Origin of the sequence: Comamonas sp. (assembly GCF_036643215.1) — a bacterium.
Taxonomy (GTDB): domain Bacteria; phylum Pseudomonadota; class Gammaproteobacteria; order Burkholderiales; family Burkholderiaceae_C; genus Comamonas.
Window position 1 is genome coordinate 23,987 of the sequence record NZ_JAVXSJ010000019.1, and the last position, 26,120, is coordinate 50,106.

Genomic DNA, 26,120 nt, shown 5'->3' on the forward strand with positions numbered 1-26,120 from the left:
GAATTAGTTCAGCCCATATGCAACAGGCTCCGCATTGCGGAGCCTGATGTCATAAAACTTCAATAGCGATGGCGTGAACGCCTTGGTCAATGAAGTCCTGCAACGCATCATACACAAGGCGATGGCGCGCTACGCGGCTTTTTCCGTCAAAGCCGGGGCAGGCAATGCGGATGCGGAAATGGGTGCCTACGCCGCTGTCGTTGGCTCCAGCATGGCCTGCATGCTGGTAGCTTTCGTCAATGACTTCGAGCTGGGTTGGCTGCAGGCGCTCGCGCAAAGCGGCGTCCATGGCGGGGGCGCTGATGGTGACGCTCATGGCTGCTTGTCCTTGGCTTCGCCGTTGTTTTGAGAGCTGTCCTGGGGCAGGTAGCGGCTCATGTAGATGGCTTGCGCGATGACGAAGGCGACCATGAGACCCATGCCGCCAAACAGCTTGAAGTTGACCCAGGCATCGGTGTCAAAGTTAAAGGCCACCCAGAGGTTGAGTGCGCCCATGCCGGCGAAGAAGGCGGTCCATGCCCAGTTGAGCTTGAGCCATACCGCATCAGGCAGCTGCAGCTGCGCACCCATGACGGAGCGCAGCAGGTTCTTTTTGAAGATCAGCTGGCCAAACAGCAACGCCGCGCCCATGAGCCAGTACAGCACCGTGGGTTTCCACTTGATGAAGTCTTCGTTGTGGGCCAGCAGCGTGGCACCGCCAAACAGCACAATCACGCCAAGACTGACCCATTGCATGGGCTCGATCTTGCCGGTCTTGATGCGCAGATAAGCGATCTGCGCAATGGTGGCCACAATGGCCACGCCTGTGGCGGCATAGATGCCCCAGACCTTGAAGGCCACGAAAAACAGGATGATGGGGAAAAAATCAATCAGCAGCTTCATGCGCGAAATGTAAGTCGTTCTGGTATTTCAGAGTGCGCCAACCGGGCAAGGTTCCCGGCGCAGCGGTAAATAGTCATCATGCACCAAAGAGCCAGCCATACCTGCGTCAAAGGCTTGTGCGGCGGGCGGTTTTAGCTATCAAAACCAAGAAGCCCAAGAGGCACGCTTGAGAGGTGATTTGAGTCAAAGCAGGCTCAAACGCTTTCACATCAAGCGCAGGCAGCTCTTATTTTTGAGAGTCGTTCTGGAAATCCAGAGAGGCCGAGTTCATGCAGTAGCGCAGGCCGGTGTCTGTGGGGCCATCAGGGAAGACATGGCCCAGATGCGCGCCGCAGCTGCTGCAAACGGTCTCCACGCGGACCATGCCGTGAGTGCGGTCCGTGATTTCCGTGATCGCGCCGGGTACGGCCAGATCAAAGCTGGGCCAGCCGCAGCCGGCATCAAACTTGGTGTGCGAGTCAAACAGCTTGGCGCCGCAGCAGACGCAGTGGTAGCTGCCATCGGCCCAGAACTTTTCGTACTTGCCGGTGAAGGGACGCTCGGTGGCTGCGTGGCGGGTGACCTGAAACGCAGCAGGCTCGGCGCCTTTTTCCTGCAGCAGGGCTTGCCATTCGGCATCGGTTTTCTGGATAGGAAAGCTCATGATGAACAGCTGATTTCAATGGTGGTAGCCCAGTCGGGCGGGAAGCCGGCCCAGTCTGAGTGGGCCGGGTGCGAGTCATAAGGTGCTTGCAGCACGGCCAGCATTTGCTGCACCGGCGCAAAGTCGCCGCCTTGTGCGGCGCGAATCACGGTTTCACCCAGGTGGTTGCGCATCACGAAGCGGGGATTGGATTTTTGCATCAAATCTGCCGCTTGCGCTTGATCTACCTGCGCTAGCTGCTCTGAATAGGTGAGCGACCAGGCGTCGAACGTGGCGCGGTCCAGAATGATGTCCCGCAGTGGTTCGAAGTCGACGTTTCCATCTTGTGCCTGCTGCACGGCTTCGGTCAGGCGTGTGAAGAAGATGGTGTAGTCCACCTTGTTGTCGGCCAGTATCTGTAGCAGCGGGTTGACCAGCAGGGCAAAGCGGCCATCGGCAGGCGCTGTGCCCGCAGCATCTTCGGGTAGGCCAAGCTTGCGCAGCATTTGCGTGGCATAAGCCGCTGGGAAGGCGGTTTTGTACGACTCCAGCGCCGCAATAGTCAGCTCTTCACTGCCAATCAGTGGCAGCAGGGCTTGGCCGAGGCAGTACAGGTTCCAGTAGGCGACCTGGGGCTGGCGGTTGAAGGCGTAGCGGCCCTGGTTGTCGCTGTGGTTGCAGATATGACCGGGATCAAACGCATCCAGAAACTGGAAGGGGCCGTAGTCAATCGTCAGGCCCAGAATGCTCATGTTGTCGGTGTTCATCACCCCGTGGCAAAAGCCCACGGCCTGCCACTGGGCCAGCAGGCGGGCGGTGCGCTCGCTCACGGCCTGTAGAAAGTTGGCGTAGGCATTGCCTTGCAGCGCTGTGGCGGTACGGCATTCGGGGTAGTGCTGGTCAATGACCAGATCGGCCAGCGCTTTCAGCTGTGCTTGCATGTCGCGCGCGGCGAAATGTTCGAAGTGGCCAAAGCGCACAAAGCTCTCGGCCACGCGGGTGACGATGGCAGCTGTTTCCATGGTCTCGCGCGCCACGGAAAGGGGCGAGCCAGTCAGCGCCAAGGCTCTGGTGGTGGGAATGCCCAGTGCGGCCATGGCTTCGCTGCACAGAAATTCACGAATGGATGAGCGCAGCACGGCACGGCCATCGCCGCCGCGCGAGTAGGGCGTGCGGCCTGCGCCTTTGAGCTGGACTTCAAAGCCTTGCTCAGTCTCGCCCAGCATGATGGCGCGGCCGTCGCCCAGCTGCCCGGCCCAGACGCCGAACTGGTGGCCGCTGTAAACGCTGGCCAGCGGCTTGTAGTCGCCTGTCACGGCCACTGTCACGGCATTGCCGCTGAGGGTCTGAAGTGCCTCGTCGGTTTGCAGCCATGCAGGGTTCAGACCCATCAGTTGCGCGGTACTGGCGCTGGTGGCTACCCAGTGCGGTGCCGGTACGGGCGTGGGTTGAAGATAGGTGAAAAATGCCGGGCCCAGGGCTTCGAATCGGCCAGGGCTGTGCCATCGCGGGGCAGTGGATTCGCTCATGCAGTCATTGTGCTTGAGCCGTAGCAAAGCCAGAGCTTGCAGGGTTGTTGGCAGAGGCATTGGAAGCCGGAGTCAATATCCCGGCGCAGTGCTGGCGAATGCCTAGGTCTTTCCCTGAGGTGTTCAACATGGTTCATAGGAGGGATGCGGGGAAACGTCATTTCCATTTCGCATTGGTGACAGTTCTGGGGTGACGTCCGGAAAGCTCGCGCTAGGATGGCTGCCGACCACCACAACGATATCCAGGAGACGTGCCTATGTTGGGTTTGATGCAAAACCAGCCACTGCTGATTTCTTCCCTGATCGAGTTTGCTGCCCGCAACCATAGCGACGGGGAAATTGTCTCCCGTCGTGTGGAAGGCGATATCCATCGTTATACCTATAAGGACATGGCAGGCCGTGCGCGCCAGCTGGCCAATACGCTGGACGCAATGGGGTTGGCGCAGGGGGATAGAGTGGCCAGTCTGGCGTGGAATGGTTATCGCCACATGGAGATGTACTTTGGCGTCAGCGGCTCGGGCCGGGTGCTGCACACCATTAACCCGCGCCTGCATCCTGAGCAGATTGCCTGGATCATCAACCACGCTGAGGACAAGGCCCTGTGCTTTGATCTGAGCTTTTTGCCCATCATTGCTGCGGTGCACAGCAAGTGTCCGCATGTCAGCCAATGGGTGGTGCTGTGCGATGCGGACAAGGTGCCGGCAGACAGTGGCATTCCGGGTCTAGTGAGCTACGAGACCTGGATTGCAGGCAAATCCGATCAATACACCTGGCCGCAGTTCGATGAAAACACGGCCTCAAGCATGTGCTACACCAGTGGCACTACGGGCAATCCCAAGGCGGCGCTTTATAGCCACCGCTCCAGCGTCTTGCACGCCTATGCAGCGGCGCTGCCTGATGTGATGTGCCTGTCGGCGCGCGATTCTGTGCTGCCAGTGGTGCCCATGTTCCACGTTAACGCCTGGGGTCTGCCGTATTCGGCAGCGCTCACGGGCTGTAAGCTGGTCTTTCCCGGCCCGGCGCTGGATGGCAAATCGGTCTATGAACTGATTGAGGCAGAAGGCGTGACCTTTGCGGCTGGTGTGCCTACGGTGTGGCAGATGCTGCTGAGCTATATGAAGCCCGCTGGCCTGCGTTTTTCCAAACTCAAGCGCACGGTGATTGGTGGCTCGGCCTGCCCGCCGGCCATGATCAGCGCCTTTCAGGATGACTATGGCGTGGATGTGCTGCACGCCTGGGGCATGACCGAGATGAGCCCGCTGGGCACCGCTTGCACGCTGAAGAACAAGCATCTTGCGCTGTCTTCTGAAGATCAAGTGAAGGTCCGCCAGAAGCAAGGCCGCGCCATCTTTGGTGTGGACATGAAGATCGTCAACGACGCTGGCGAGGAGCAGCCCTGGGATGGCAAGAGCTATGGCGACCTGCTGGTGCGCGGCCCGTGGATCATCGACAGCTATTACAAAGGCAGCGGCAACCCCTTGGTACGCGGTGCGGATGGGCGCGGCTGGTTCCCCACGGGTGACGTGGCGACGATTGATGCCGATGGCTATATGCAGATCACCGACCGCAGCAAAGATGTGATCAAGTCCGGCGGCGAGTGGATTAGCTCCATCGACATTGAAAACATCGCCATGGCTCACCCCGTTGTCGCCATGGCCGCCTGTATTGGTATGCCGCACCCCAAGTGGGATGAGCGCCCGATTGTTGCCGTGGTCAAAAAGCCGGGGGCCGAGGTCACGCGTGAGGAATTGCTGCAGTTCTACGAAGGCAAGACCGCCAAGTGGCAGATTCCTGATGATGTCGTGTTTGTGGCGGCTATCCCGATTGGTGCCACGGGCAAGATGCTCAAGACTCGTCTGCGCGAGGAACTGAAGGATTACAAGCTGCCGACGCTTTAATAGCGGCTTTTCTGGGCGCATAGAGCCCTGCAGCCCCGGCCATCATCATGCGATGATGGCCGTTTCGTTTTTGGGCTCTTGCTATGCACAGTGTTCAGCCGCAGTTGCCTGCCTGTTGTTGCCAATCCTTGGATGAGCCCGCTTCGGGCCTGCTGCGCCGCCATCTTCTGGGTGCCGGTTTACTCGGTGGGCTGGGTGCAATAGCTGGGCCTGCCGCCGCCTGCTCGCCAGATGCCGTGGCCCAGACAGCCAGCGTGGCTGCGCCGCGTGTGGTCTGCATGGAATGCCTTGCGCGTCGCGCCCAGCAGCGTTCTCCTTTTGTGAACAAGGAGCTGCCATGAGCAAGGTACAAACCTGGCACGAGGTGAAGCCGGCGCGCCAGACCTGGCCGCAGCGCTGGTCGCAGATCAAATCCTCGGGTCAACCTGCCAATAAGCCCTTGAAGCTGTATTTGCTGCTGGATGCCGCGCAGAACCGTGACTTGCTGGCGCTGGTGCCCGAAAGCGGTGCCGAGGCCTTGTTTGCATTCACGCGCAGCACCAAGGAGGGCAAAGTCAGCCCCTGGCTGGTTCACCTAGGGCGCAGCGGCCAGCCATTGAAAAAGCCGCAACAAGATTTGTTGAATGCGGTGCTGGATATGGTGCAGGCCAGCCCCTGTGCGACCTTGCTGGCGAGCGAGTGCGAGATGGCTGTGCTGATTGCCCATCTGCGCCGCGCCATGGACCCGAAAATGCCGGACAAGGACAGCAGCTATCTGGCCTTCTGGGACCCAGCGGTGCTGGCAGTCCTTCTGGGGCAGAGCGATCTGGACACCCAAAGCCGCATTGAGCCCGTGCTGAAACCCGCGCAGAGCCGCGCCTTGCTGGGGCTGATTTCGCGCTGGTGGTGTTGGAGCCGCTCTGGTCGTCTGCATGAATATACGGTCACGGACTTTAACGAGCCCGCTGCGCCATTGCCGCTGCAGCTGAGTGCTGCGCAAGTTGATGCGCTGGTGCAGAGCAATGTGCCCGATTTACTGATCTATTACGTCAATCTGAATCAGGTGCGGCTGCGCGACAAATTGCCGCCGCTGGCCATGCACTGGTTTGCGCGGCAGCAACTGGTGTTTGCTCGCCGTTATGGGCTCACGGGGACGCGTGATCTGCTGAACTATCTGTGTCTGGCTTTGATCGGCGGTGCGCGTGTTGATCAAATACCTGAGGTGGCAGAGCTGCTGGTCCGGGTAAAGGCACGCAAGCTGAGTTTTGACAAATTCATGGAAGAGGTCGTCTCAAAGCTGGAGGGCAAGGACCTGTCTGAGCCGCAGGTGCTGACGGCTGCCAATGGCCTGCCTTTGACGGAAAACCAACTGCCGCTCTAGGCGCAGGCGAGGCATTGGTTTTGCCATGCTTCGAAATATAAAGGCCTGTAGCGCTTTATCTGTATGCGCAAGCAGCTATGTTTTTTGATAGTTCAGGTCGTCACAAACCTACCAGAGTCGCCAACGTGATATGCGCTAGGGCAACCCCCAAGCGGCAACGGCGGGCTTGCCGCTTAGTCTGACCCTCGCTCATAAACACCAATGGAGACGCTCTATGAAGTTTGCATACAAGGCTTTGACGGCATCGGTGATCCTGGCGTGCGCGGGAACTGCAATGGCGCAAAAGGGGGAGACCGTCAAGGTCGCGTGGATTGATCCGCTTTCGGGCCTGATGGCTGCGCTGGGCTCCAACCAGCTCAAAAGTCTGCAGTACGCTGCCGAAGAGATCAACAAGGCCAGCACTTCAGGCGTCAAGTTCGAAATCATTGGTATTGACAACAAACTGAGCCCGCAAGAAACCACGGCCGCGCTGCGCTCAGCCATGGATCAGGGCGTGCGCTATGTGTTTCAGGGCAATGGCTCTGGCCCGGCGCTGGCCATCATCGATGCGCTGGAAAAACACAATGCCCGCAACAAGGGCAAGGAAGTGGTGTTCCTCAACTACGCCGCAGTGGATCCTGACCTGACCAATAGCAAGTGCAGCTACTGGCACTTCCGTCTGGATGCCGATACCTCCATGAAGATGGAGGCGCTGACCACGTACATGAAGGACGTGCCCGAGGTCAAAAAGGTCTATCTGATCAACCAGAATTATTCGCACGGCCAGCAGGTTTCCAAGTACGCCAAGGAAATGCTCAAGCGCAAGCGCCCCGATGTGGAAATCGTGGGCGACGACTTCTCGCCCCTGGCTCAGGTGCGTGACTTTGCGCCCTATGTGGCCAAGATCAAGCAGTCCGGTGCCGATACGGTGATTACCGGCAACTGGGGCTCTGACCTGGCGCTGCTCGTCAAGGCCGCCAACGATGCGGGCTTGAACAACGTCAAGTTCTATACCTACTACGGCATTGCCACGGGAGCGCCCACTGCCATGGGCGCAGCGGCTGCGGGCAAGGTTTATATGGTGGGCTACGGTCATCTGAATATCCCGGGCACCATGGAAAAGATCGTCAAGGGCTTCAAGGCCAAGGTCAATGACGATATGTACACCGGCACCGTTTACACGGGTCTGAACATGCTCGACCACGCCTTTGCCAAGGCCAAGACAACTGATCCGGTCAAGGTGGCGGCAACCATGGAGGGCATGAAGTTCCAGAACTACAACGGTGATGTCGAGATGCGCAAGACCGACCACCAGCTGCAGCAGGGTCTGTACATCCTGCGCTGGGATAAGGCAGGCGGCAAGTACCCCATGGATTCTGAGAACACGGGCTACACCTTTGCGCCGGTGAAGTATTACGAGCCCTATGTGGCCAGCACGCCCACCAGCTGCCAGATGAAACGACCTTCCTGAGCCTGAGCGGCAGGGATGCCAAGGGTGCCCGCGCGGCACCCTTTTTTGTCTCTGCCCTGGGGGCGCGGCATGTGGATGGGTGTTTCACATCACGGTGCAAATTTCTGCATGTGTCACCCAAGTGTCGGCAACGGCCTCAAAACCGCCATGAAAGTCGCCTGCGTGATAGTTACTAAGGCTTTCCCCCACGGGGAAAAGTCTACCGGCCGGTAGATTGGCGTCATTAACTAGCAAAAACAAGGTAAGGAGACAAGTATGAAATGGGTTATGCGTGCAGTGGCCGTTTCGGCTATGGCGGTGAGTGCGGGTGGTGCCTGGGCTCAAAAAGGCGAGACGGTCAAGATGGCCTGGATTGATCCCTTGTCTGGCCTGATGGCGGCGGTGGGTACCAATCAGCTCAAGACTTTTCAGCTGCTGGCCGAAGAATTCAATCAAAAAAATGCCTCGGGTGTGAAGTTCGAGGTGGTGGCGCTGGACAACAAGCTCAGCCCGCAAGAAACCACGGCCGCACTGCGCTCCGCCATGGATCAGGGCGTGCGCTATGTCGCACAGGGCAACGGCTCCGGCCCGGCGCTGGCCATCATGGATGCGCTGGAAAAGCACAACAACCGCAACAAGGGCAAGGAGCTGCTGTATTTCAACTATGCAGCCGTTGACCCTGACCTGACGAACAGCAAATGCAGCTACTGGCACTTCCGCCTTGATGCCGACACCTCCATGAAGATGGAAGTGCTGACCACCTTCATGAAGGACGATGCCGAGGTCAAGAAGGTCTATCTGATCAACCAGAACTACGGCCACGGCCAGCAGGTATCCAAGTACGCCAAGGAGCTACTCAAAGCCAAGCGCCCCGATGTGCAAATTGTGGGCGATGATTTTTCGCCGCTGGCGCAGGTGCGTGACTTCGCCCCCTATATCGCCAAGATCAAGCAGTCAGGTGCCGACACCGTCATTACTGGCAACTGGGGGGCCGACCTGTCGCTGCTCATCAAGGCCGCCAATGATGCGGGTCTGAACAACGTCAAGTTCTTTACCTACTATGCCTTTGGCGCCGGTTCGCCCACGGCCATGGGCGCGGCGTCTGATGGCAAGGTCTACACGGTGGCCTATGGTCACTACAACATGGGTCAGCCCATTCAGGCCAGCATGGCTAGCTTCAAGAAGAAGTTCAGCGACGACCTCACGCAAAGCTCCATCTATCACGTGTTTGCCTTGCTGGATGCCGCCTTTGTGAAGACGGGTTCTACCGATCCGGTCAAGGTCGCTGCGGCACTCGAAGGAATGAAGCTCAAGAGCTTCAACGGCAACGTTGAGATGCGCAAGTCTGACCACCAGCTGCAACAGGGCCTGTACATCACCAAGTGGCAAAAGGCTGGCGGCAAGTTCCCGTATGACGCGGAAAACACCGGCTACACCTTTGCGCCGGTGAAGTACTACGAGCCCTATGTGGCCAGCACGCCCACCAGTTGCCAGATGAAGCGCCCGAGCTGAGCCATCACCCTCGTGCTGCAGCCGGTGCGCCATCCATAAAAAAGCCCAACAGGCGCCGGGCTGCAGCGATCTCTTTGCTTTTTTGAGAACAAGGCTTGTCGATGACGCCTGAATTTTTCACCATATCCATGCTCAACGGCGTGAGCTACGGGCTGCTGCTCTTCATGCTTAGCTCGGGCCTGACGCTGATTTTCAGCATGATGGGCGTGCTCAATTTCGCCCACACCAGCTTCTATATGCTGGGCGCGTATTTCGCGTACACGCTCAGCGGCATTGTGGGTTTCTGGCCTGCACTGCTTCTGTGCCCCGTGCTGGTAGGCGTGCTGGGCGCGCTGTTTGAGCGCTACTGCCTGCGCCGCGTGCACAAATACGGTCATGTGCCAGAGCTGCTGGTGACCTTCGGCCTGTCGTACCTGATTCTGGAAGTGGTGCAACTGATCTGGGGCCGCGGCACCGTGCCTTATGCGCTGCCGACCGCACTGCAAGGCCCGCTGTTTACGCTGTACGGCACGCAGTTCCCCAAGTCACGCTCTTTTGTGATGCTGGTGGCCATGCTGATGCTGGTGGCGGTCTGGCTGCTGCTGACTCGCACCCGTATTGGGCTGGTGATTCAGGCTGCACTGAAGAACCCCGACATGGTCGAGGCGCTGGGCCACAACGTGCCCCGCGTTTTCATGATGGTGTTCGGCGGCGGCTGTGCGCTGGCCGGGCTGGCGGGCGTGCTGGGCGGCAATACCTATGTGACCGAGCCTGCCATGGCGGCATCGGTGGGCTCCATCATCTTTGTGGTGGTGGTCGTGGGCGGCATGGGCTCACTTGCAGGGGCGTTTGTCGCTTCGCTGCTGATTGGCGTGCTGCAGACCTTTGCCGTGGCGCTGGACTGGTCGCTGGCCGGGCTGTTTGCCTCCATGGGCCAGACGGTCAATGAATCCACCTTTGGCTGGCCTGTGCTGCGCCTGACGCTGTCGCAGGTTGCGCCCATTCTGCCGTACCTGTTTCTGGTGTTGATTCTCATCTTCCGCCCCAAGGGCCTGCTGGGCACGAGAGGAGATTAAGCCATGTCTTCGATTGCAAAAACTTCCATGAATTCTTCTGCTGCAGACAAGGGCGAGGCGCAGGCGCACTACCGCTTCAAGCCCCTGAACATCGGGCGTATCCTGATCTGGGGTCTGTTTGCGCTGGCCTTGATCGTGGCACCGATGATCTTCACCAGCTCGCTGGCGTTGACCATGCTCAGCCAGATTGGCTACCTCATCATCATTTGCCTGTCATACAACATCCTGCTGGGGCAGGGTGGCATGCTGAGCTTCGGGCATGCGGTGTACACGGGTCTGGGCTCGTTTTTGGCCATTCACGCCATGAACAAGGCGGCCGCCGGTGCCATGCCTATTCCGCTGGTGCTCATCCCCATTGTGGGCGGCATTGCGGGCATGTTCTTCGCTGCTCTGTTTGGCTATGTGACTACCAAAAAATCGGGCACCACCTTTGCCATGATCACCATGGGCTTGGGTGAGCTGGTCGCCTCCATGGCGCTGATGTTCCCAGAGTTCTTTGGTGGCGAGGGCGGCATCACCACGGACCGTGTCTACAGCAAGTTCTTCGGGCTGGACTTTGGCTCGGGTCTGCAGGTTTACTACCTGATTGCGGCCTACTGCTTTGTTTGCACTGCAGCGATGTTCGCCTTCACCGGCACACCGCTGGGCCGCATGCTGAATGCTGTGCGTGACAACCCCGAGCGTGTGGAGTTTGTGGGCTACAACACCCAGCGTGTGCGCTACTTTGCTTTCATCATTGCGGGCTTTTTTGCCGGTATTGGTGGCGGGTTGACTGCTATCAATTTCGAGATCATCACGGCCATGGATAGCGTCAGCGTGGTGCGTTCGGGCGGCTATCTGCTCTTCACCTTCCTGGGTGGTGCCACCTTCTTCTTCGGCCCCATCATCGGCGCTGTGCTGCTGGTGCTGGCCTCGGTGCTGCTGTCCGAGCTGACCAAGGCCTGGCTGCTGTATCTGGGTCTGGTCTTTTTGCTGATGGTCATGTATGCACCCGGCGGCGTAGCCAGCCTGATCATGATGAATCTGCGCGTTGCCAAGTTCGGCCACTTCAAGCGCCTGATCAAGCCTTATCTGGGCGTACTGGTGGCAGGCGCAATCACGCTGGTCGGTGCGGCTTCGCTGATCGAGATGATCTATCACATGCAGCTCAACGCAGCGATGGGCTCCAAGGTTCCATTCATGGGCACGCAGCTGGACACCAGCGTTGCCGCCACCTGGACGGTTGCCATTGTGATTTTTGTAGTGGGGCTGGGCTTGCTGGAGACCGCGCGTCGCGTGACGGCGCGCCGCTGGGGCCAGATTCAGGAAGCGATAGAAGAAAGCATCAAGAAAGGGGAGGGTTGATCCATGTCCAGCATTGCCATTCATCAACCAACTGCGCAAGCAACTCAGTCTGCAGGCAAGCCTTATGCGCTGGAGCTGCGCGACCTGCGCAAGAACTTTGGCAAGACTGAAATCATTCGCGGTGCCAATCTGGCTGTGAATGCGGGCGAGCGCATTGCCATCATCGGCCCCAATGGTGCGGGCAAGAGCACGCTGTTCAACCTGATCAGCGGCCGCTTTGAGCCCAGCAGCGGCGACATCTTGCTCCACGGCCAGCGTATCAACGGGCAAAAGCCGTTCGAGATCAACCGCATGGGCCTGTCGCGCAGTTTTCAGATCACCAATATCTTTCCCAAGCTGTCGGTGTTTGAGAACCTGCGCTGCAGCGTGCTCTGGAGCCTGGGCTATCGCTACAGCTTCTGGCGCTTTCTCTCCAATCTGCATGACGCCAATGAGCGCGCTAATGAGCTGATGGAGATGATTGGCCTGCACCGCAAGCGCGACACGCTGGCCGTGAACCTGACCTATGCCGAGCAGCGTGCGCTGGAGATCGGCATCACCATTGGCGGCGGTGCCAGCGTCATCCTGCTCGACGAACCCACGGCAGGGATGAGCAATAGCGAAACCGCGCATTTCATCCAGCTCATCAAAAAAGTGACGGAAGGCAAAACGCTGCTGACGGTGGAGCACGACATGGGCGTGGTCTTCGGGCTGGCGGACAAGATTGCCGTGGTGGTCTATGGCGAGGTGATTGCCTTTGACACACCACAGGCGGTGCGTGCCAATGCGCGGGTGCAGGAAGCCTATTTGGGTTCTTCCGTGGCAGATCAACAGGCGGGAGGGCATTGAGATGCTGAAGATTAATGATCTGCATGCCTATTACGGCAAAAGCCATGTGCTGCATGGCGTGGACTTTCAGGTCAATGCCGGTGAAATTGTGGCGCTGCTGGGGCGCAATGGTTCGGGGCGCTCCACGACGGCCAAGGCCATCATGGGACTGGTGCACTGGGAGGGCGCTCTTGACTGGAAGGGCAAGAATCTCAAAGGCAAAAAAGCCTATGAGGTCGCCCATCTGGGCATTGGCTATGTGCCTGAAAGCCGCGATGTGTTCCCGAACCTGACCGTGCATCAGAACCTGATGCTGGGTCAGAAAGGCAAGAGCAAAGGCAGCCGCTGGGGTTTTGACGACATGTACAACATGTTCCCGCGACTCAAGGAGCGCCAGCATACCGAGGCGGGCGTGATGTCGGGCGGCGAGCAGCAGATGCTCACGCTGTGCCGCACGCTCATGGGCGACCCCGATCTCATCATCATTGATGAACCCACGGAAGGTCTGGCTCCAAAAATCGTCGAGCTGGTGGGCGAGTACCTCAAAAAGATCAAGGACCGCGGCGTGTCCGTGCTGCTGATTGAGCAAAAGCTGACCATCGCCATGAATATCTCAGACCGGGCATTGGTCATGGGCCATGGCCATATCGTCTTTGACGGAACCCCTGACAGCCTGCGCGCCAATGAAAAAGTGCGCAAGGAGTGGCTGGAAGTCTGAAGGTTCCTCCTGAGGCGCTTTGCGCCTTCCCCCCTCTCTCTCTTGCTTTGCGGGAGAGGGACGACATCTTCGCTGCGGGGCGGCCCTTGCTTGATGTCTCTGGGTTGGGGGGGAGGGTTTTGCCAAGACTTGGTGATTGCTTGTCTCGGTCGGGACAAACCGCAGTGGCGCATTGCCCAGAAATTCCTACAATCAAAAACGCACGATCGTTCTTTTCTATCGCATAGGGGACAACAGCATGACTGCTGAATACAAAGTGGACGGTGCCATCGCCGTCATTACCTTGAACAACCCGCCGGTCAATGGCCTGGGGCTGTCCACACGCCGCGGCATTGTGGATGGTCTGAACAAGGCCCTGGCAGATGCAGCGGTGAAAGCCATTGTCATCACGGGTGCTGGCAAGGCCTTCTCGGGCGGAGCCGATATCACCGAGTTCGGCAAGGAAGATGCCTACCGCGAGCCGCATTTGATCTCCGTCATTCAGGAACTGGACCTGTCGACCAAACCTGTGATCGCCGCCATTCACAGCGTCTGCATGGGCGGTGGGCTGGAGCTGGCCCTGGGCTGTCATTACCGCATTGCTGCGCCCGGCACGGCCGTGGCCCTGCCTGAAGTCAAGCTGGGCCTGCTGCCCGGCGCAGGTGGCACGCAGCGCCTGCCACGTGCACTGGGTGTGGAACCCGCACTGAACATGATTGTCAGCGGCGAGACCGTGATGAGCGAAATGCTGGCCATGCAGCCGGGCCAGAAGCTGTTCAACAAGATGGCAGCATCGCCAGAGACCCTGATGGCCGAGGCAAAAGCCTTTGCACTGGAAGTGGCCGATGTGCGCCCCCTGCCACGCGTGCGTGACCTGCCATGCAAACACCCCAAGGGCGATGCCTACTTTGAGTTTGCAGCCACCATGGTGCAGGGCATGTCCAAGAACTTCCCGGCACCCATGCGCTGTGTGGAAGCGGTAAAGAACGCCACCACCAAGAAGTTTGACGAAGGCATGGCGCTGGAGCGCGAGGCCTTTATGCAGCTGATGATGACGCCCGAGTCGCGCGCGCTGCGCCACCTGTTCATGGCTGAGCGTGCGGCATCAAAAATTGCCGATGTGCCCAGCGATACGCCGGTGCGTGACATCAAGGCTGTGGGCGTGATTGGTGCGGGCACGATGGGTGGCGGCATCGCCATGAACTTCCTGAATGCTGGCATCCCAGTCACCATTCTGGAGACTAAAGCCGAGGCGCTGGAACGCGGCGTTGCCACGATCAAGAAGAATTACGAAGCGCAGGTCAAAAAAGGCAAGCTCAAGGAAGACAAATACGCCCAGCGCATGGCGCTGCTGAGCACCACGCTGGCTTATGAGGACCTCAAAAACTGCGACCTGATTATCGAAGCCGTGTTTGAAGAGCTGGGTGTCAAAGAAGTCGTGTTCAAGCAGCTGGACGAGGTGGCCAAACCCGGTGCGATTCTGGCGTCCAACACCTCCACGCTGGATGTGGACAAGATTGCCGCCTTCACCAAGCGCCCGCAGGACGTGGTCGGTATGCACTTCTTCAGCCCCGCGAATGTGATGAAGTTGCTGGAAGTGGTGCGCGGCAAAGCCACGGCCAAGGATGTGTTGGCCACGGTGATGAAGGTGGGCAAGAAGATCAAAAAGACGGCGGTGGTCTCGGGCGTGTGCGACGGCTTTATCGGCAACCGCATGATCGAGCAGTACTCGCGCCAGGCGGGCTTTCTGCTGGACGAGGGCGCTTCGCCCCAGCAGGTGGACAAGGCCATCGAGAAATTCGGCTTTGCCATGGGCCCGTTCCGCATGGGCGATCTGGCCGGTAACGACATTGGCTGGGCCATTCGCAAGCGCCGTTATCAGGAAAAGCCCGACATGAAGTACAGCGCCAGCGCAGACCGCCTGTGCGAGCTGGGCCGCTTCGGTCAGAAGACTGGTGCGGGCTGGTACGACTACCTGCCCGGCAAGCGCGATGCGCTGGTGTCTGATGTGGTCACCCAAATGATTGATGCGCACCGCAAGAGCCTTGGCATTACGCCGCGCAAGATTTCAGATGAGGAAATCGTGCAGCGACTGGTGTTCGCTCTCGTCAATGAAGGCGCGCACATTCTGGAAGAAGGCATTGCAGGTAAGTCCGGCGATATCGACATGGTCTATCTGACTGGCTACGGATTCCCGCTGTGGCGCGGTGGCCCCATGCATTACGCCGGCGAAGTGGGCCTGTTCAACGTGGTGCAGGCCATGGGTCGCTTTGCCCAGAACCCCAATGACGATGCCAAGTTCTGGCAGCCCGCGCCGCTGCTGGCCCAACTGGCTGCCGAAGGCAAGCAGTTCGCTTAAGCGAATGATCAAGCCAAGCAACTCCCAGATTTAAAGGACAGAACATGACATCCGCAGTGATTGTTTCTACCGCCCGTACCCCGCTGGCCAAGAGCTGGAAGGGCGCTTTCAATATGACTTACGGCCCGACCATGGGCGCTCATGCAGTCAAGGCCGCCGTGGAGCGTGCCGGCATCGATGGCGCTGAAGTCGAAGACGTGATCATGGGCATGTCGCTGCCCGAAGGCACGACCGGTGCCAACGTCGCCCGCCTGATTGCCGTGCGCGCTGGTTTGCCGGTGACGACATCCGGCATGACTATCAACCGCTTCTGCTCCTCGGGTCTGCAGTCGATCGCACTGGCGGCCCAGCGCATCATCGCGGGCGAAAACGATGTGCTGGTGGCCGGTGGACTGGAAAGCATTTCCTGTGTTCAGCCTCACCTGAATCCGCATATGGCGTTTGACCCCGAGCTGACTGCCATGAAGCCCGAGATCTACTGGAACATGCTGCAGACGGCCGAGCAGGTTGCCAAACGCTACAACATCAGCCGCGATGCGCAGGATGAGTACGGTGCTTCCAGCCAGCAAAAAGCCGCTGCCGCGCAGGCAGCCGGTCTGTTCGAAGCCGAAATCGCTCCCATGAAGACGGTGATGGGCGTGGTGGACAAGGTGCGCGGCTTGATCACCAAGGAAGTGACCGTCAGCCAGGATGAAGGCATTCGCGAAGGCACTACCAAAGAAGGCATCAGCGGCCTGCGCAGCGCATTGCCCGGCGGTGTGATTACGGCCGGCAACGCTAGCCAGTTCTCTGACGGTGCCGGGGCCTGCGCCGTGGTCAGCGAAGCCTATGCATCGCGCAAGGGCCTTAAGCCCCTGGGTCGCTTTCTGGGCTTTGCGGTGGCTGGTTGCGAGCCTGATGAGATGGGTATTGGCCCCATCTATGCCATTCCCAAGGTGCTCAAAAAATTGGGCCTGTCGGTGAAGGACATCGATCTGTGGGAGTTGAACGAAGCCTTTGCCGTACAGGTTATCTATTGCCGCGATTTTCTGGACATTCCTGCTGACAAGCTCAACGTCAACGGCGGTGCGATTGCCGTGGGTCACCCCTATGGTGTCTCGGGCCAGCGCCTGACGGGCCATGCGTTGATCGAAGGCAAGCGCCGCGGTGCCAAGCGCGTGTGCGTGACCATGTGCATCGGCGGCGGCATGGGTGCAGCGGCTGTTTTCGAAGTTCTTTAAACACTGCTCAAGGCCGCAGTCCCGCAAGGGTGCGGCCTTTTATGGGCCTGTGTTTATTGAAATTGATAGCTGTAAGCGCTGACTGGTAAAGCGCTGCAGCAGTTTTTGATGGAATATTGATATGCGCCTGCGCTCCACCATTGATTTCTTGCTCTACGACTGGCTGCAGGCCGAAGATTTGAGCCGCCGCCCCCGTTTTGCTGACCATTCGCGCGACACCTTTGATGCCGTGATGGACATCTGCGAGCGCATTGCCCGTGAGAAATACGCGCCGTTCAATCGCACGGTGGATACGCAGGAGCCGCAGTTTGATGGCGAAAAAGTCATCTTGCCCCAGTGCACCTACGACGCCCGCGAGGCCTATGCCGACTCAGGCATGCTCAGCGCTGCGCAAGATTATGAAATTGGCGGCATGCAGCTGCCCTATGTGGTGGAGTCAGCTGCCAACTGTTTTTTTGCCGCCGCTTCGATCAGCATTGGCTCGAACATGCTGACGTCGGGCAATGCCAACGCCATCATGGCCCACGGAACGGAGCTGCAAAAAACCGTGTTTGCCGCCAATGAGTTCAACGGCCGCTGGGCTGGCACCATGGCGCTGTCCGAGCCGCAGGCGGGCTCATCCCTGTCCGATATAGCCACGCGGGCCGAGCCCGATGGTGCTGATTTTGAAAGCGAAGCGCTGGGGCCACGTTACCGCCTCAAGGGCAACAAGATGTGGATCAGCGCAGGAGACCATGAGCTGACCGAAAACATCGTGCACCTGGTGCTGGCCAAAATTCCCGGCCCCGATGGCAAGCCTGTGCCCGGCGTCAAAGGTATCTCGCTGTTCATCGTTCCCAAAAAGCTGGTCGACACCCAAGGTCAGTTGACTGGCGAGCGCAATGATGTGGCGCTGGCAGGTCTGAACCACAAGCTGGGCTGGCGCGGCACGACCAATACGCTGCTCAATTTTGGTGAAGGCAAGTACCCGGTCCGCGGCGAGCAGGGTGGCGGGCTTGACGGCCATGGGGCCGGAGCCATTGGCTATCTGGTGGGTAAGCCTGGTGAGGGTCTCAAGTGCATGTTCCACATGATGAACGAGGCGCGCATCTCCATCGGAATGGCTGCATCCATGCTGGGCATGGCGGGCTATTACGCCAGTCTGGAATATGCGCAAAGCCGCCCGCAAGGTCGCCCGATTGGTAGCGGCGGCAAAGATGCAAGCAAGCCGCAGTCGCGCATCATTGAGCACGCAGATGTCAAGCGCATGTTGCTGGCGCAAAAAGCCTATTGCGAAGGCGCGCTGGCGCTGAACCTGCTGTGCGCAAAACTGGTGGATGAGCAGAACACGGGCGAGGGCGAGCAGGCGGCACAAGCCAAGCTGCTGCTGGAGGTGCTGACGCCCATTGCCAAGAGCTGGCCCAGCGAGTTCTGCCTGGAGGCCAATTCTCTGGCCATTCAGATTCATGGCGGCTATGGATACACGCGCGACTTTGCGGTGGAGCAGTACTGGCGCGACAACCGCCTGAACATGATTCACGAAGGCACGCATGGCATTCAGGCCATGGATTTGCTGGGCCGCAAAGTCATCATGGAGGGCGGCAAGGGTCTGCAACTGCTGGCCACGCGCATCAACGCCACGATTCAAAAGGCGCTGCAACAGGCAAAGCTGAGTACCTATGCCAACCAGCTGGCCCGGGCTCTGGCGGATGTGGGCTCTACCACCAAGGCTGCCTGGGCCACTGACAATCCGCAGGAAGCGCTGGCCAATGCCGTGCCCTATATGCAGGCCTTTGGTCATGTTGTGCTGGGCTGGATCTGGCTGGATGTGGCACTGACCGTGCTGGCCAAGGACGAGGGGTTGGCGATTGCGGCCCACCGCGGCAGCATGGCGGCGCAGCGCTACTTCTTTCACTACGAGCTGCCGCGTATCGGCGCATGGCTGCAGGTGGTCAAGGCACGGGATATGACTTGTGCGAATATGGAAGAAGAAGCCTTCTGAAAACCTAGTTTTGGCATCAAAAAAGCCCGCAGTAGCGGGCTTTTTTATGGAGTAGGTGCAGCTTCAGGGCTTTTCGCAGTCATCACTCATGCCAACCATGCCGGACAGCTTTTGCAGTCTCGAGCGCTGTTTCAGGCATTCCTGGTGTTTGTCTTCCTGCGCCTTGAGCTGTGCGGTCTGCATGGCCTTGGTACGTTCGGCGCGCAGCTGGGCAATGCGTTCGCGGATTTGCGGCATCAGGGCAGTGGTGGCTTTCTCGCCCTCCACAATCGCGTGGCTGCGCTGCGCAAAATCGGCCGGGCCAATGTCCAGAACCTTGGGGCGAATGATGATGTCGGCGCGTGCCAGCTCGGCTTGCCCCAGTTTCTGGCCCATGATGGCAATCGACTGGTTGAGCGCACCCAGCATGTTGGCAGGGGTCTTGCCGCTGGCCTTGTTGGAAATGTCCACGGCAATCACGATGTCGGCACCCAGATTGCGCGCGGCATCCACGGGAACGGGGCTGACGATACCGCCATCCACATAGTGATACTTGCCAATCGTCACGGGCTGGAACACACCCGGCACGCTGCTGGAGGCGCGCACGGCCTGGCCCACGTTGCCGCGCGCAAACACGGTGCGCTCGCCATCTTCAAGACGGGTGGAGATGACCACAAAGGGCTTGGCTAACTGCTCCATGGGCTTGCGCTGCACTTGCTCGTTTACATAGTCTTCCAGCTTCTGGCCCAGCACCAGGCCGCCCGAGGAAAACTGCAGGTCACGAATCTTGGCTTCGTCGAGTGCCACGGCTTTTTCCTGCAGCTCAAACGCATTCATGCCGCTGGCATACATCGCACCCACCACGCTGCCTGCGCTGGTGCCTGCGACAAACGAAGGGGTGAGACCGTTGGCCTCCAGAATCTTGATGACGCCGATGTGGGCAAAGCCCTTGGCTGCACCACCGCCCAGAGCCAGACCAATCTTGATTGGGGGCGCAGATGCCGTGGTGGCTGGCGAGGAGGAAGGCGCATTGGCCGCAGCGGTGGGGGAGGGTGGGTTGCTGCCGCAGGCGGCAAGGCCAAGCAGGCTCAAACAGACCAAAGGGCGCAAAAAAGCATTCGGGCTCATGCCGGGGGATCCTGCTGTCATTAGGCCGCAAAGTATAGCTTTTGGTGTTTATTCTGGCTTTGATGGCGACATTCTTGCTTCTGAAAACATAGCTGTATGCACATGATCAATAAGCGCTGGAGGCTTATATCCTCTGTTTGGTCTATGCATGCCAAAGCTCTGCTGCAGATAATGTTTTCATCACAAGCAAGTGGCTGCAGAGCATGCGCGCAGAGTCATTCGATGGCTCATTGACGGTGCCTGACAGCCTCATCAAAGAGACAAAACAATGCCGCAAAGCAATACATGGCAGGCAGGCGCCGCAGCCACGCAGGCCTCTGCCTGGTGGGTGGGCTTCGCCCTGGTGGTCGGTGTCATGGGCGCGGCGCTGATCAGCCCGCTGTATGCGCTGTACCAGCAGGCCTGGCAGTTGCGGGCCAGCGATATCTCGATGATCTATGTGCTTTATATGTGCGGCGGCCTGTGTGCGCTGCTGTTTCTGGGGCGACTGCCCGATCGCATTGGCTTTCAGCGCGTGCTGCTGTGCTTTTTGTTGCTGACGCTGGTGGGTACGCTGATCTCCATGCTGGCGTGGAATCTGCCTAGTCTTATCGTGGGTCGCTTCATGGTGGGAGTGGCTTCCAGCCTGATCACCATCAGCGCTACCACGGGGCTGACGGTGCTGGCCGCCAGCGGCTCTACCGGGCTGCGCCCCCAGCGCGTGGCCATGGTAGCCAGCTTTCTCAATGTGCTGGGTTTTGGTCTGGGGCCGCTGATTGGCGGTATGGCCGGGCAGTGGCTGCCGCAGCCCTTGATGATGGCCTATGTAGCGCCACTGGTGCTGGGCTGTGCGGGTGTCGCGGCCATCGCCTTGCTGAAGCTGCCGCAATCCGCATCACAGGCTGCATCAGGACCCAGCCGCCTGCGCTGGCAAGATTGCAGGCCCCGGTTGACCTGGCCTGCGGGTGAGGACTCTCTGGCCTTCATCCTGACCTGTGGCTATCCGTTTGTGGCCTTTGGCGTTTTTGGTCTTTATGCATCCATGGCACCGCTGTTCTTGCAGCAGATGATTCCGTGGAGCGGCCCGGTCGTTATTGGCACCGCGATTGCGGTCATTTTGCTGGTGTCTGCCTGCATCCAGCTGGTGGCTGCGCGGCTGGCGCTGCATCGCTGCGGATTCACCGGGATGGCGCTGCTGGTGGCCAGCAACGCCATGCTGGTTGTGAACTTGCAGATGGGATCAACCTTGTTGTTTGTACTGGGTGTGAGCTTGACCGCACTGGGCCACGGCATGTGCATGCTGGCGGGCATGACCATGGTAGGCCGCATTGCGCGGCCCGATAACCGGGCGGGCATGCTGTCCACCTATCAGACGATTGGCTTGCTGGGCTCCATGCTGCCCATGATGGCGGTGGGCTGGATTGCCGATCGCTGGGGCATTCAGGCGGCCGTGACCGCATTTGCCTGCTTTGTGATGGTGCTGGGCTCTGTGCTGGGGCTGGCATTTGTACGGCACCCACGCATGAGGGCGAAGCCAGAGGCCTGAAATGTCAGGCTAACTACTATTGCGGCCCAGGTTGTCAACGAGCATATTTCCAGAGGCGGCATCAGAGTTGTCCTACGGTCATGCGCGAATAGTTCGTATGAGGGTGCAAATATTGAGTCGTTAAAGTTAACCGTCAAATTTATGTAAGAAATAAGGGAGCAATAGCGATGACTCAATTTTTTAAGTGTTCCGCACAAATCCTTGCCATTACTGCTCTGTCTTTTGGCCTGGCTGCCTGCGGCAAGTCGGAGGACAAGACTGCAGGCCAGAAGCTGGACTCTGCAATCTCCCAGACGCAGCAAGCCGCTGAAAATGTCGGCAGCAAGATTGAAGACGGTGCAGTCAAGGCTGGCGATGCCACCGCAAATGCACTGGACAAGGCTGGCGAGAAAGTCAGCAACGCCGCTGATGCAGCAGGCAACAAGATTGAAGAAGGCGCCGCCAAGGCTGGCGCAGCACTGGACGATGCAGGCATCACCGCTCAGGTCAAGACCGATCTGATCAAGGCGCCTGAAATCAGCGCACTGCAAATCAATGTGGACACCAAGGCTGGCGCCGTGACCCTGTCGGGCACCGTACCGACTGATGCCATCAAGACACAGGCTGGCGATATCGCCAAGGCCGCAAAGGGCGTGACCTCGGTCAACAACAATCTGACCGTGAAGGCTGGCTGATACTCTTCAGCTACCGTCTCGTATGAAGCCAGAGTGCGCAAGCCCTCTGGCTTTTTTTCGTCGATGCGGCAGCTAAGATGGCTTCATGACCCAAGCCGATCAAAAGCTCTCCACCCATCTGATTCACCATCCGTACAAGCCTCCAGCGGATTTTGAAGGCCCGCTGACCGCAGTACACAAGGCCTCGACGGTGTACTTCGAGAATGTGCAGGCCATGCGCGATCGTCGCTGGCTGGACAAGAGCAGCTACACCTATGGGCTGCACGGCACGCCCACCACCTATACGCTGGAAGAACGTCTGGCATCGCTTGAAGGGGGTTTGCAGTGTCTGCTGGTGCCCAGCGGGCTGGCGGCCATTGCCACGGTGTCGCTGGCGCTGCTGAAGACTGGCGATGAGGTGCTGGTGCCTGACAACGCCTACGGCCCCAACAAGACTCTGACCGAAGGTGAGCTGGCCCATTTCGGAATCACTCACCAGTATTTCGACCCCATGAATGTGGAGGACCTGGCCGCCAAGATCACGCCCGCTACCAAGCTGGTGTGGCTGGAGGCGCCGGGCTCTGTCACCATGGAGTTTCCTGACCTCATCGCCCAGGTGCGCCTTTGCCGCGAAAAAGGCGTGACGACGGTGCTGGACAACACCTGGGGCGCAGGCCTGGCCTTCCGTCCTTTTGACTTGCTGGGCGACGGCAGTCTGGGCGTGGACGTCACCGCCCATGCGCTGACCAAGTACCCCAGTGGCGGCGGCGATGTGCTGATGGGCAGCATCATCACGCGCAACCAGCCACTGCACATGCGCATCAAGCTGGCCCATATGCGCATGGGGCTGGGTGTGAGCGGCAATGATGCGGAATCCGTGCTGCGCAGCCTGCCCAGCATTGGCCTGCGCTACCACGCCCAAGACCGCGCCGCGCGCCAGCTGGCACAGTGGCTGGCCACGCAAAACGCCGTGGCCCAGGTGCTGCACCCGTCTATGCCTGATGCGCCGGGCCATGTGCACTGGAAGCAGCTGTGTGCTCAGGGTCAGAACGCAGAAGGCGTGGCCGCTGGCCTGTTCAGCGTGGTGATTGACGAGCGCTTTGACCAGGCGGCGGTTGACCGCTTCTGCGACAGCCTGCGCCTGTTCAAGCTGGGCTACAGCTGGGGCGGCCCGGTCAGTCTGGTTGTGCCCTACGAACTGCCAGAAATGCGCAGCCGCGCTACGCCGCATATCAAACCCGGCACGGTGGTGCGCTTCGCCATTGGCCTGGAAGATGCGGCCGATCTGCAGGTTGACTTGGCGCAGGCCTTGGTCAAAGCCTTTGGCTAAAGTGAAGGTAATGCGATTGATCCGCTATTGAAATAAAAGCGGCCAGCGCCTTGTACAGGCTGATTTCACGGCACTTCATGTCTGAAATTCAGCAGATACAGGCGCTGGCCGCTTCTGTTTTGATCAATGGCGCACCCGCAGGCGGATGCGGGCTTTCCGCAATGCCGATTAAAGCGTGAGCAGTTAACTTGTACTCATCAAGTGCACGCAGCACTGCGGCGCACGGGTCACAAGGAGGTTCTCGCATGCAAGCGTCCCCTGTATCCGAAGTCAAGGCAGAGTCCGGCAATCTACAAATACAGCGGTTGAGCTGGGCCTACCCTTGGCGGTGGCTGGCGCAAGGCCTGCGCGATGTGCGCCGGGCGCCGGGCATTGCGCTGTTTTATGGCCTGTGCTTCTGGGGCATGGCGCGAATGATGGTCTGGGTATTCAGGGCCAGCCCTGAGTATGTGATGTCCATGGCAAGCGGCTGTCTGCTGATCGGGCCTTTCATGGCCATGGGCCTGTATTACGTAAGCAAGCAGCTGGAGCAGGGCAAACCGCCACTGCTGTCCGAGTCGCTGACCTGCTGGGATTCACATCTGGCCAGCATGGGCATGCTGGTCATGGTGCTGATGGTGCTGGAAATGCTCTGGGGCCGCGCCGCCATGGTGGTGTTTGCTATTTCTTTTGATACGGGCATGCCCACCACCGCCAATATGCTGCAGACCCTGCTACGACCCGAAAACTGGGAGTTTTTGCTGATCTACACGGCGGTCGGCGCCGTGTTTGCGGGCCTAGTGTTTGCCAGCATGGTGGTGTCTTTGCCCACCATTCTGGATCTGGATACCGATGCACTGACGGCCTGCATCACCAGCATGCGCGTGGTGGGCAGCAACACGGGGGTGATGCTGCTCTGGGGGATGATCATCACCGCGCTGATCGCCGCATCTTTCTTGTTCTACAGCGTGGGCTTGATTGTGGTGGGGCCGGTGCTGGGCTGCGCCAGCTGGCATGCTTACCGCGCCAGCGTCAGCGCTGAAGTGAAGGCCAAAGCCGATGCTGCCGCCTGAATCAGAAAAGTGAGAGTGCCATGGAGTTTTTGAACTGGTTGAAAAAAGTCTTTACGCCGCAGCCCGCAGACATGGGGCGCGGCTCAGATGCATCCCAGGGCTGGACTTCATCGAGCAGCCGCGATGATGGCAGCGATGTCTTCAATGACAGCTACTTCAACGGCTCAGGCGGCGATGAAAGCGACAGTTCAAGCTGCTCGGACAGCAGTAGCGACGGTGGCGGGGATGGCGGCGGCAGCAGTGGCGACTGAGTCCGCTGCTCTTATTTCAGCAGCGGCTTGAGCTTGGGCCAGACATTGCCCAGCATCAGTGGCTGGGCCTTGGCGTTGGGGTGAATCCGGTCTGACTGAAACCATTGCGCGGCATCTGGCGCATCGCCAAAGCCAGAGAGCAGAAACGGCACCAGCGGCAGCTTTTGCTCGCTGGCAATCTTTTCAAACACGCTGGCAAACTGCTCGGTGTAGGCCGCACCGTAATTGGGGGGCACCTGCATGCCCACCAGCAGCACCTGGGCACCGGAGTCTTTTGATGCTTTGACCATGGCTTGCAAATTGCTCTGCGTGCTTTGCAGCGCCAGTCCGCGTAGGGCGTCATTGCCGCCCAGCTCAAGCACTACCAGCGCCGGCTGGTGCTGGGTCAGCAGCGATGGCAGTCGTGACCTGCCACCGGATGTGGTTTCGCCGCTGATGCTGGCGTTGACCACTTTGCGCGGGATTTTTTCATCGTCCAAACGCTGCTGCAGCAATTGCACCCAGCCCTTGCCGCGCGTGAGCCCGTACTCGGCGCTGAGGGAATCGCCCAGCACCAGCACCGGGCCGGGCTTTAAAGGCGCGGTCGATGCAGCGGGCTTGGCCGCTTCTTTGGCTTTTCCGTGAGATGCGGCGGCTGCACCGCAAGTCCCCGAAATTGCTAGCATCAGCGCAACAGCGATACAGTGACGACGCTGCAGAGCAAAGTTCTGGCGGCTGTCCTTGGTGTTATTTTTGTCCAATTGATTCATGTCCAAAACTCTTGCCATTCCTTTGATTGCGGTTGAGCAACTGTCCAAGTCGGTCAGCGACTCCACCGGCGTGCTGGATATTTTGCGGGATATCAATCTGAGCTTCACTGAGGGCGAAACCGTAGCCATTGTGGGCGCATCGGGCTCGGGCAAAAGCACCTTGCTGTCGATTCTGGCGGGTCTTGATACCCCCAGCCGTGGAACGGTTCAGCTCCAGGGCCAGGACTTGTTTTCGCTCAGCGAAGACGACCGTGCAGCAGTGCGGGCGCAGAAGATGGGCTTTGTCTTCCAGAGCTTTCAGCTGCTGGGCAATCTCACCGCTTTGGAAAACGTCATGCTGCCGCTGGAGCTGGATGGCCAGCGCGATGCCAGAGCACGCGCCACACAGATGATGGAGCGTGTGGGGCTGGGCCAGCGTCTCAATCACTACCCCAAGCTGATGTCGGGCGGCGAGCAGCAGCGCGTGGCCCTGGCGCGGGCCTTTGTGGTGGAGCCAGCTGTCTTGCTGGCGGACGAGCCCACGGGCAGCCTGGACTTCGCCACCGGCCAGACCATCATGGAGCTGATGTTTGCCCTGAACCGCGAGCGCGGCACGACGCTGATTCTGGTCACACATGACCGGGGGATTGCTGCACAGTGCGATCGCAGTATCACGATTGAGGCCGGTCAGGCGGTTTGATCTTGATGCCCTGAAAACACAAAAGGCCTGTATCAAACAGGCCTTTTGCGTAGGTGCAGTATGCGCTTGAAGCTATCAA

At 59.2% G+C, this 26,120-nt stretch carries 24 protein-coding genes; 18 read left to right on the forward strand and 6 right to left on the reverse strand.

What is annotated here, in order from left to right; all coding sequences use genetic code 11:
* Positions 1–49 precede the first annotated feature (49 nt).
* From RSF91_RS13665 to RSF91_RS13680, 4 genes are all read right to left on the reverse strand, one after another.
* On the reverse strand, positions 50–316 hold the full coding sequence (locus RSF91_RS13665; protein ID WP_099737296.1) for a BolA family protein: 267 nt from the start codon (positions 314–316) through the stop codon (positions 50–52).
* On the reverse strand, positions 313–882 hold the full coding sequence (locus RSF91_RS13670; RefSeq protein ID WP_332568929.1) for a septation protein A: 570 nt from the start codon (positions 880–882) through the stop codon (positions 313–315). Before RSF91_RS13670 ends, RSF91_RS13665 begins: the two co-directional genes overlap by 4 nt.
* A gap of 226 nt (positions 883–1,108) precedes the next feature.
* Positions 1,109–1,525, reverse strand: a complete 417-nt coding sequence (msrB, locus tag RSF91_RS13675; RefSeq protein ID WP_332568930.1) for a peptide-methionine (R)-S-oxide reductase MsrB — start codon at positions 1,523–1,525, stop codon at positions 1,109–1,111.
* On the reverse strand, positions 1,522–3,033 hold the full coding sequence (locus RSF91_RS13680) for a protein adenylyltransferase SelO (RefSeq protein ID WP_332568931.1): 1,512 nt from the start codon (positions 3,031–3,033) through the stop codon (positions 1,522–1,524). Before RSF91_RS13680 ends, msrB begins: the two co-directional genes overlap by 4 nt.
* Positions 3,034–3,290: 257 nt before the next feature.
* Between RSF91_RS13680 and RSF91_RS13685 the strand changes: the two genes are divergently transcribed.
* From RSF91_RS13685 to RSF91_RS13740, 12 genes are all read left to right on the forward strand, one after another.
* Positions 3,291–4,931, forward strand: coding sequence for a 3-(methylthio)propionyl-CoA ligase (locus tag RSF91_RS13685; RefSeq protein ID WP_332568932.1), 1,641 nt, complete (start codon positions 3,291–3,293; stop codon positions 4,929–4,931).
* A 128-nt stretch (positions 4,932–5,059) separates the two neighbouring features.
* Positions 5,060–5,272, forward strand: coding sequence for a hypothetical protein (locus RSF91_RS13690; RefSeq protein WP_332568933.1), 213 nt, complete (start codon positions 5,060–5,062; stop codon positions 5,270–5,272).
* Positions 5,269–6,291 carry a DUF4123 domain-containing protein gene (locus RSF91_RS13695; protein ID WP_332568934.1) on the forward strand — a complete coding sequence of 341 codons (1,023 nt, stop codon included), beginning with the start codon at positions 5,269–5,271 and terminating at the stop codon, positions 6,289–6,291. Before RSF91_RS13690 ends, RSF91_RS13695 begins: the two co-directional genes overlap by 4 nt.
* Before the next feature lie 214 nt (positions 6,292–6,505).
* Positions 6,506–7,741, forward strand: coding sequence for a branched-chain amino acid ABC transporter substrate-binding protein (locus RSF91_RS13700; RefSeq protein ID WP_332568935.1), 1,236 nt, complete (start codon positions 6,506–6,508; stop codon positions 7,739–7,741).
* A gap of 255 nt (positions 7,742–7,996) precedes the next feature.
* Positions 7,997–9,232 (forward strand): branched-chain amino acid ABC transporter substrate-binding protein, encoded by a 1,236-nt coding sequence (locus RSF91_RS13705; RefSeq protein ID WP_332568936.1) that lies wholly within the window; start codon positions 7,997–7,999, stop codon positions 9,230–9,232.
* A 101-nt stretch (positions 9,233–9,333) separates the two neighbouring features.
* On the forward strand, positions 9,334–10,287 hold the full coding sequence (locus RSF91_RS13710) for a branched-chain amino acid ABC transporter permease (protein WP_332568937.1): 954 nt from the start codon (positions 9,334–9,336) through the stop codon (positions 10,285–10,287).
* A 3-nt stretch (positions 10,288–10,290) separates the two neighbouring features.
* Positions 10,291–11,631, forward strand: a complete 1,341-nt coding sequence (locus RSF91_RS13715; RefSeq protein WP_332568938.1) for a branched-chain amino acid ABC transporter permease — start codon at positions 10,291–10,293, stop codon at positions 11,629–11,631.
* A gap of 3 nt (positions 11,632–11,634) precedes the next feature.
* On the forward strand, positions 11,635–12,459 hold the full coding sequence (locus tag RSF91_RS13720) for an ABC transporter ATP-binding protein (protein WP_198460942.1): 825 nt from the start codon (positions 11,635–11,637) through the stop codon (positions 12,457–12,459).
* Between the two features lies 1 nt (position 12,460).
* Positions 12,461–13,156 carry an ABC transporter ATP-binding protein gene (locus RSF91_RS13725; RefSeq protein ID WP_332568939.1) on the forward strand — a complete coding sequence of 232 codons (696 nt, stop codon included), beginning with the start codon at positions 12,461–12,463 and terminating at the stop codon, positions 13,154–13,156.
* Between the two features lie 238 nt (positions 13,157–13,394).
* Complete coding sequence (locus tag RSF91_RS13730; protein WP_332568940.1) at positions 13,395–15,494, forward strand: 3-hydroxyacyl-CoA dehydrogenase NAD-binding domain-containing protein; 2,100 nt, start codon at positions 13,395–13,397, stop codon at positions 15,492–15,494.
* 44 nt (positions 15,495–15,538) lie between these two features.
* The gene (locus RSF91_RS13735) at positions 15,539–16,714 is read left to right on the forward strand and encodes an acetyl-CoA C-acyltransferase (RefSeq protein WP_332568941.1); all 1,176 of its coding nucleotides are present in this window, start codon (positions 15,539–15,541) and stop codon (positions 16,712–16,714) included.
* A gap of 121 nt (positions 16,715–16,835) precedes the next feature.
* Entirely contained in the window at positions 16,836–18,695 is a 1,860-nt protein-coding gene (locus RSF91_RS13740; RefSeq protein WP_332568942.1) for an acyl-CoA dehydrogenase, read from the forward strand.
* A 63-nt stretch (positions 18,696–18,758) separates the two neighbouring features.
* On the opposite strand, the gene RSF91_RS13745 is transcribed toward RSF91_RS13740, so the two are convergent.
* Positions 18,759–19,802 carry a patatin-like phospholipase family protein gene (locus tag RSF91_RS13745; protein ID WP_332568943.1) on the reverse strand — a complete coding sequence of 348 codons (1,044 nt, stop codon included), beginning with the start codon at positions 19,800–19,802 and terminating at the stop codon, positions 18,759–18,761.
* Positions 19,803–20,070: 268 nt separating this feature from the next.
* Between RSF91_RS13745 and RSF91_RS13750 the strand changes: the two genes are divergently transcribed.
* The 5 genes from RSF91_RS13750 to RSF91_RS13770 all read left to right on the forward strand — a co-directional run bounded on the left by RSF91_RS13750 (position 20,071) and on the right by RSF91_RS13770 (position 24,613).
* Entirely contained in the window at positions 20,071–21,327 is a 1,257-nt protein-coding gene (locus RSF91_RS13750) for an MFS transporter (RefSeq protein WP_332568944.1), read from the forward strand.
* 167 nt (positions 21,328–21,494) lie between these two features.
* Positions 21,495–22,001 carry a BON domain-containing protein gene (locus RSF91_RS13755; protein WP_332568945.1) on the forward strand — a complete coding sequence of 169 codons (507 nt, stop codon included), beginning with the start codon at positions 21,495–21,497 and terminating at the stop codon, positions 21,999–22,001.
* Positions 22,002–22,086: 85 nt separating this feature from the next.
* A complete protein-coding gene (locus RSF91_RS13760) occupies positions 22,087–23,310 on the forward strand; it encodes a PLP-dependent transferase (protein WP_332568946.1) in 1,224 nt (407 codons plus the stop codon).
* Positions 23,311–23,555: 245 nt separating this feature from the next.
* A complete protein-coding gene (locus RSF91_RS13765) occupies positions 23,556–24,362 on the forward strand; it encodes a DUF2189 domain-containing protein (RefSeq protein WP_332568947.1) in 807 nt (268 codons plus the stop codon).
* A 20-nt stretch (positions 24,363–24,382) separates the two neighbouring features.
* Positions 24,383–24,613, forward strand: a complete 231-nt coding sequence (locus RSF91_RS13770; protein WP_332568948.1) for a hypothetical protein — start codon at positions 24,383–24,385, stop codon at positions 24,611–24,613.
* An 11-nt stretch (positions 24,614–24,624) separates the two neighbouring features.
* On the opposite strand, the gene RSF91_RS13775 is transcribed toward RSF91_RS13770, so the two are convergent.
* Entirely contained in the window at positions 24,625–25,362 is a 738-nt protein-coding gene (locus tag RSF91_RS13775; RefSeq protein WP_332568949.1) for an arylesterase, read from the reverse strand.
* On the opposite strand from RSF91_RS13775, the gene RSF91_RS13780 reads away from it, so the two are divergent.
* Positions 25,361–26,041, forward strand: a complete 681-nt coding sequence (locus tag RSF91_RS13780; RefSeq protein WP_332568950.1) for an ABC transporter ATP-binding protein — start codon at positions 25,361–25,363, stop codon at positions 26,039–26,041. The genes RSF91_RS13775 and RSF91_RS13780 overlap by 2 nt on opposite strands.
* Positions 26,042–26,120: the final 79 nt, after the last annotated feature.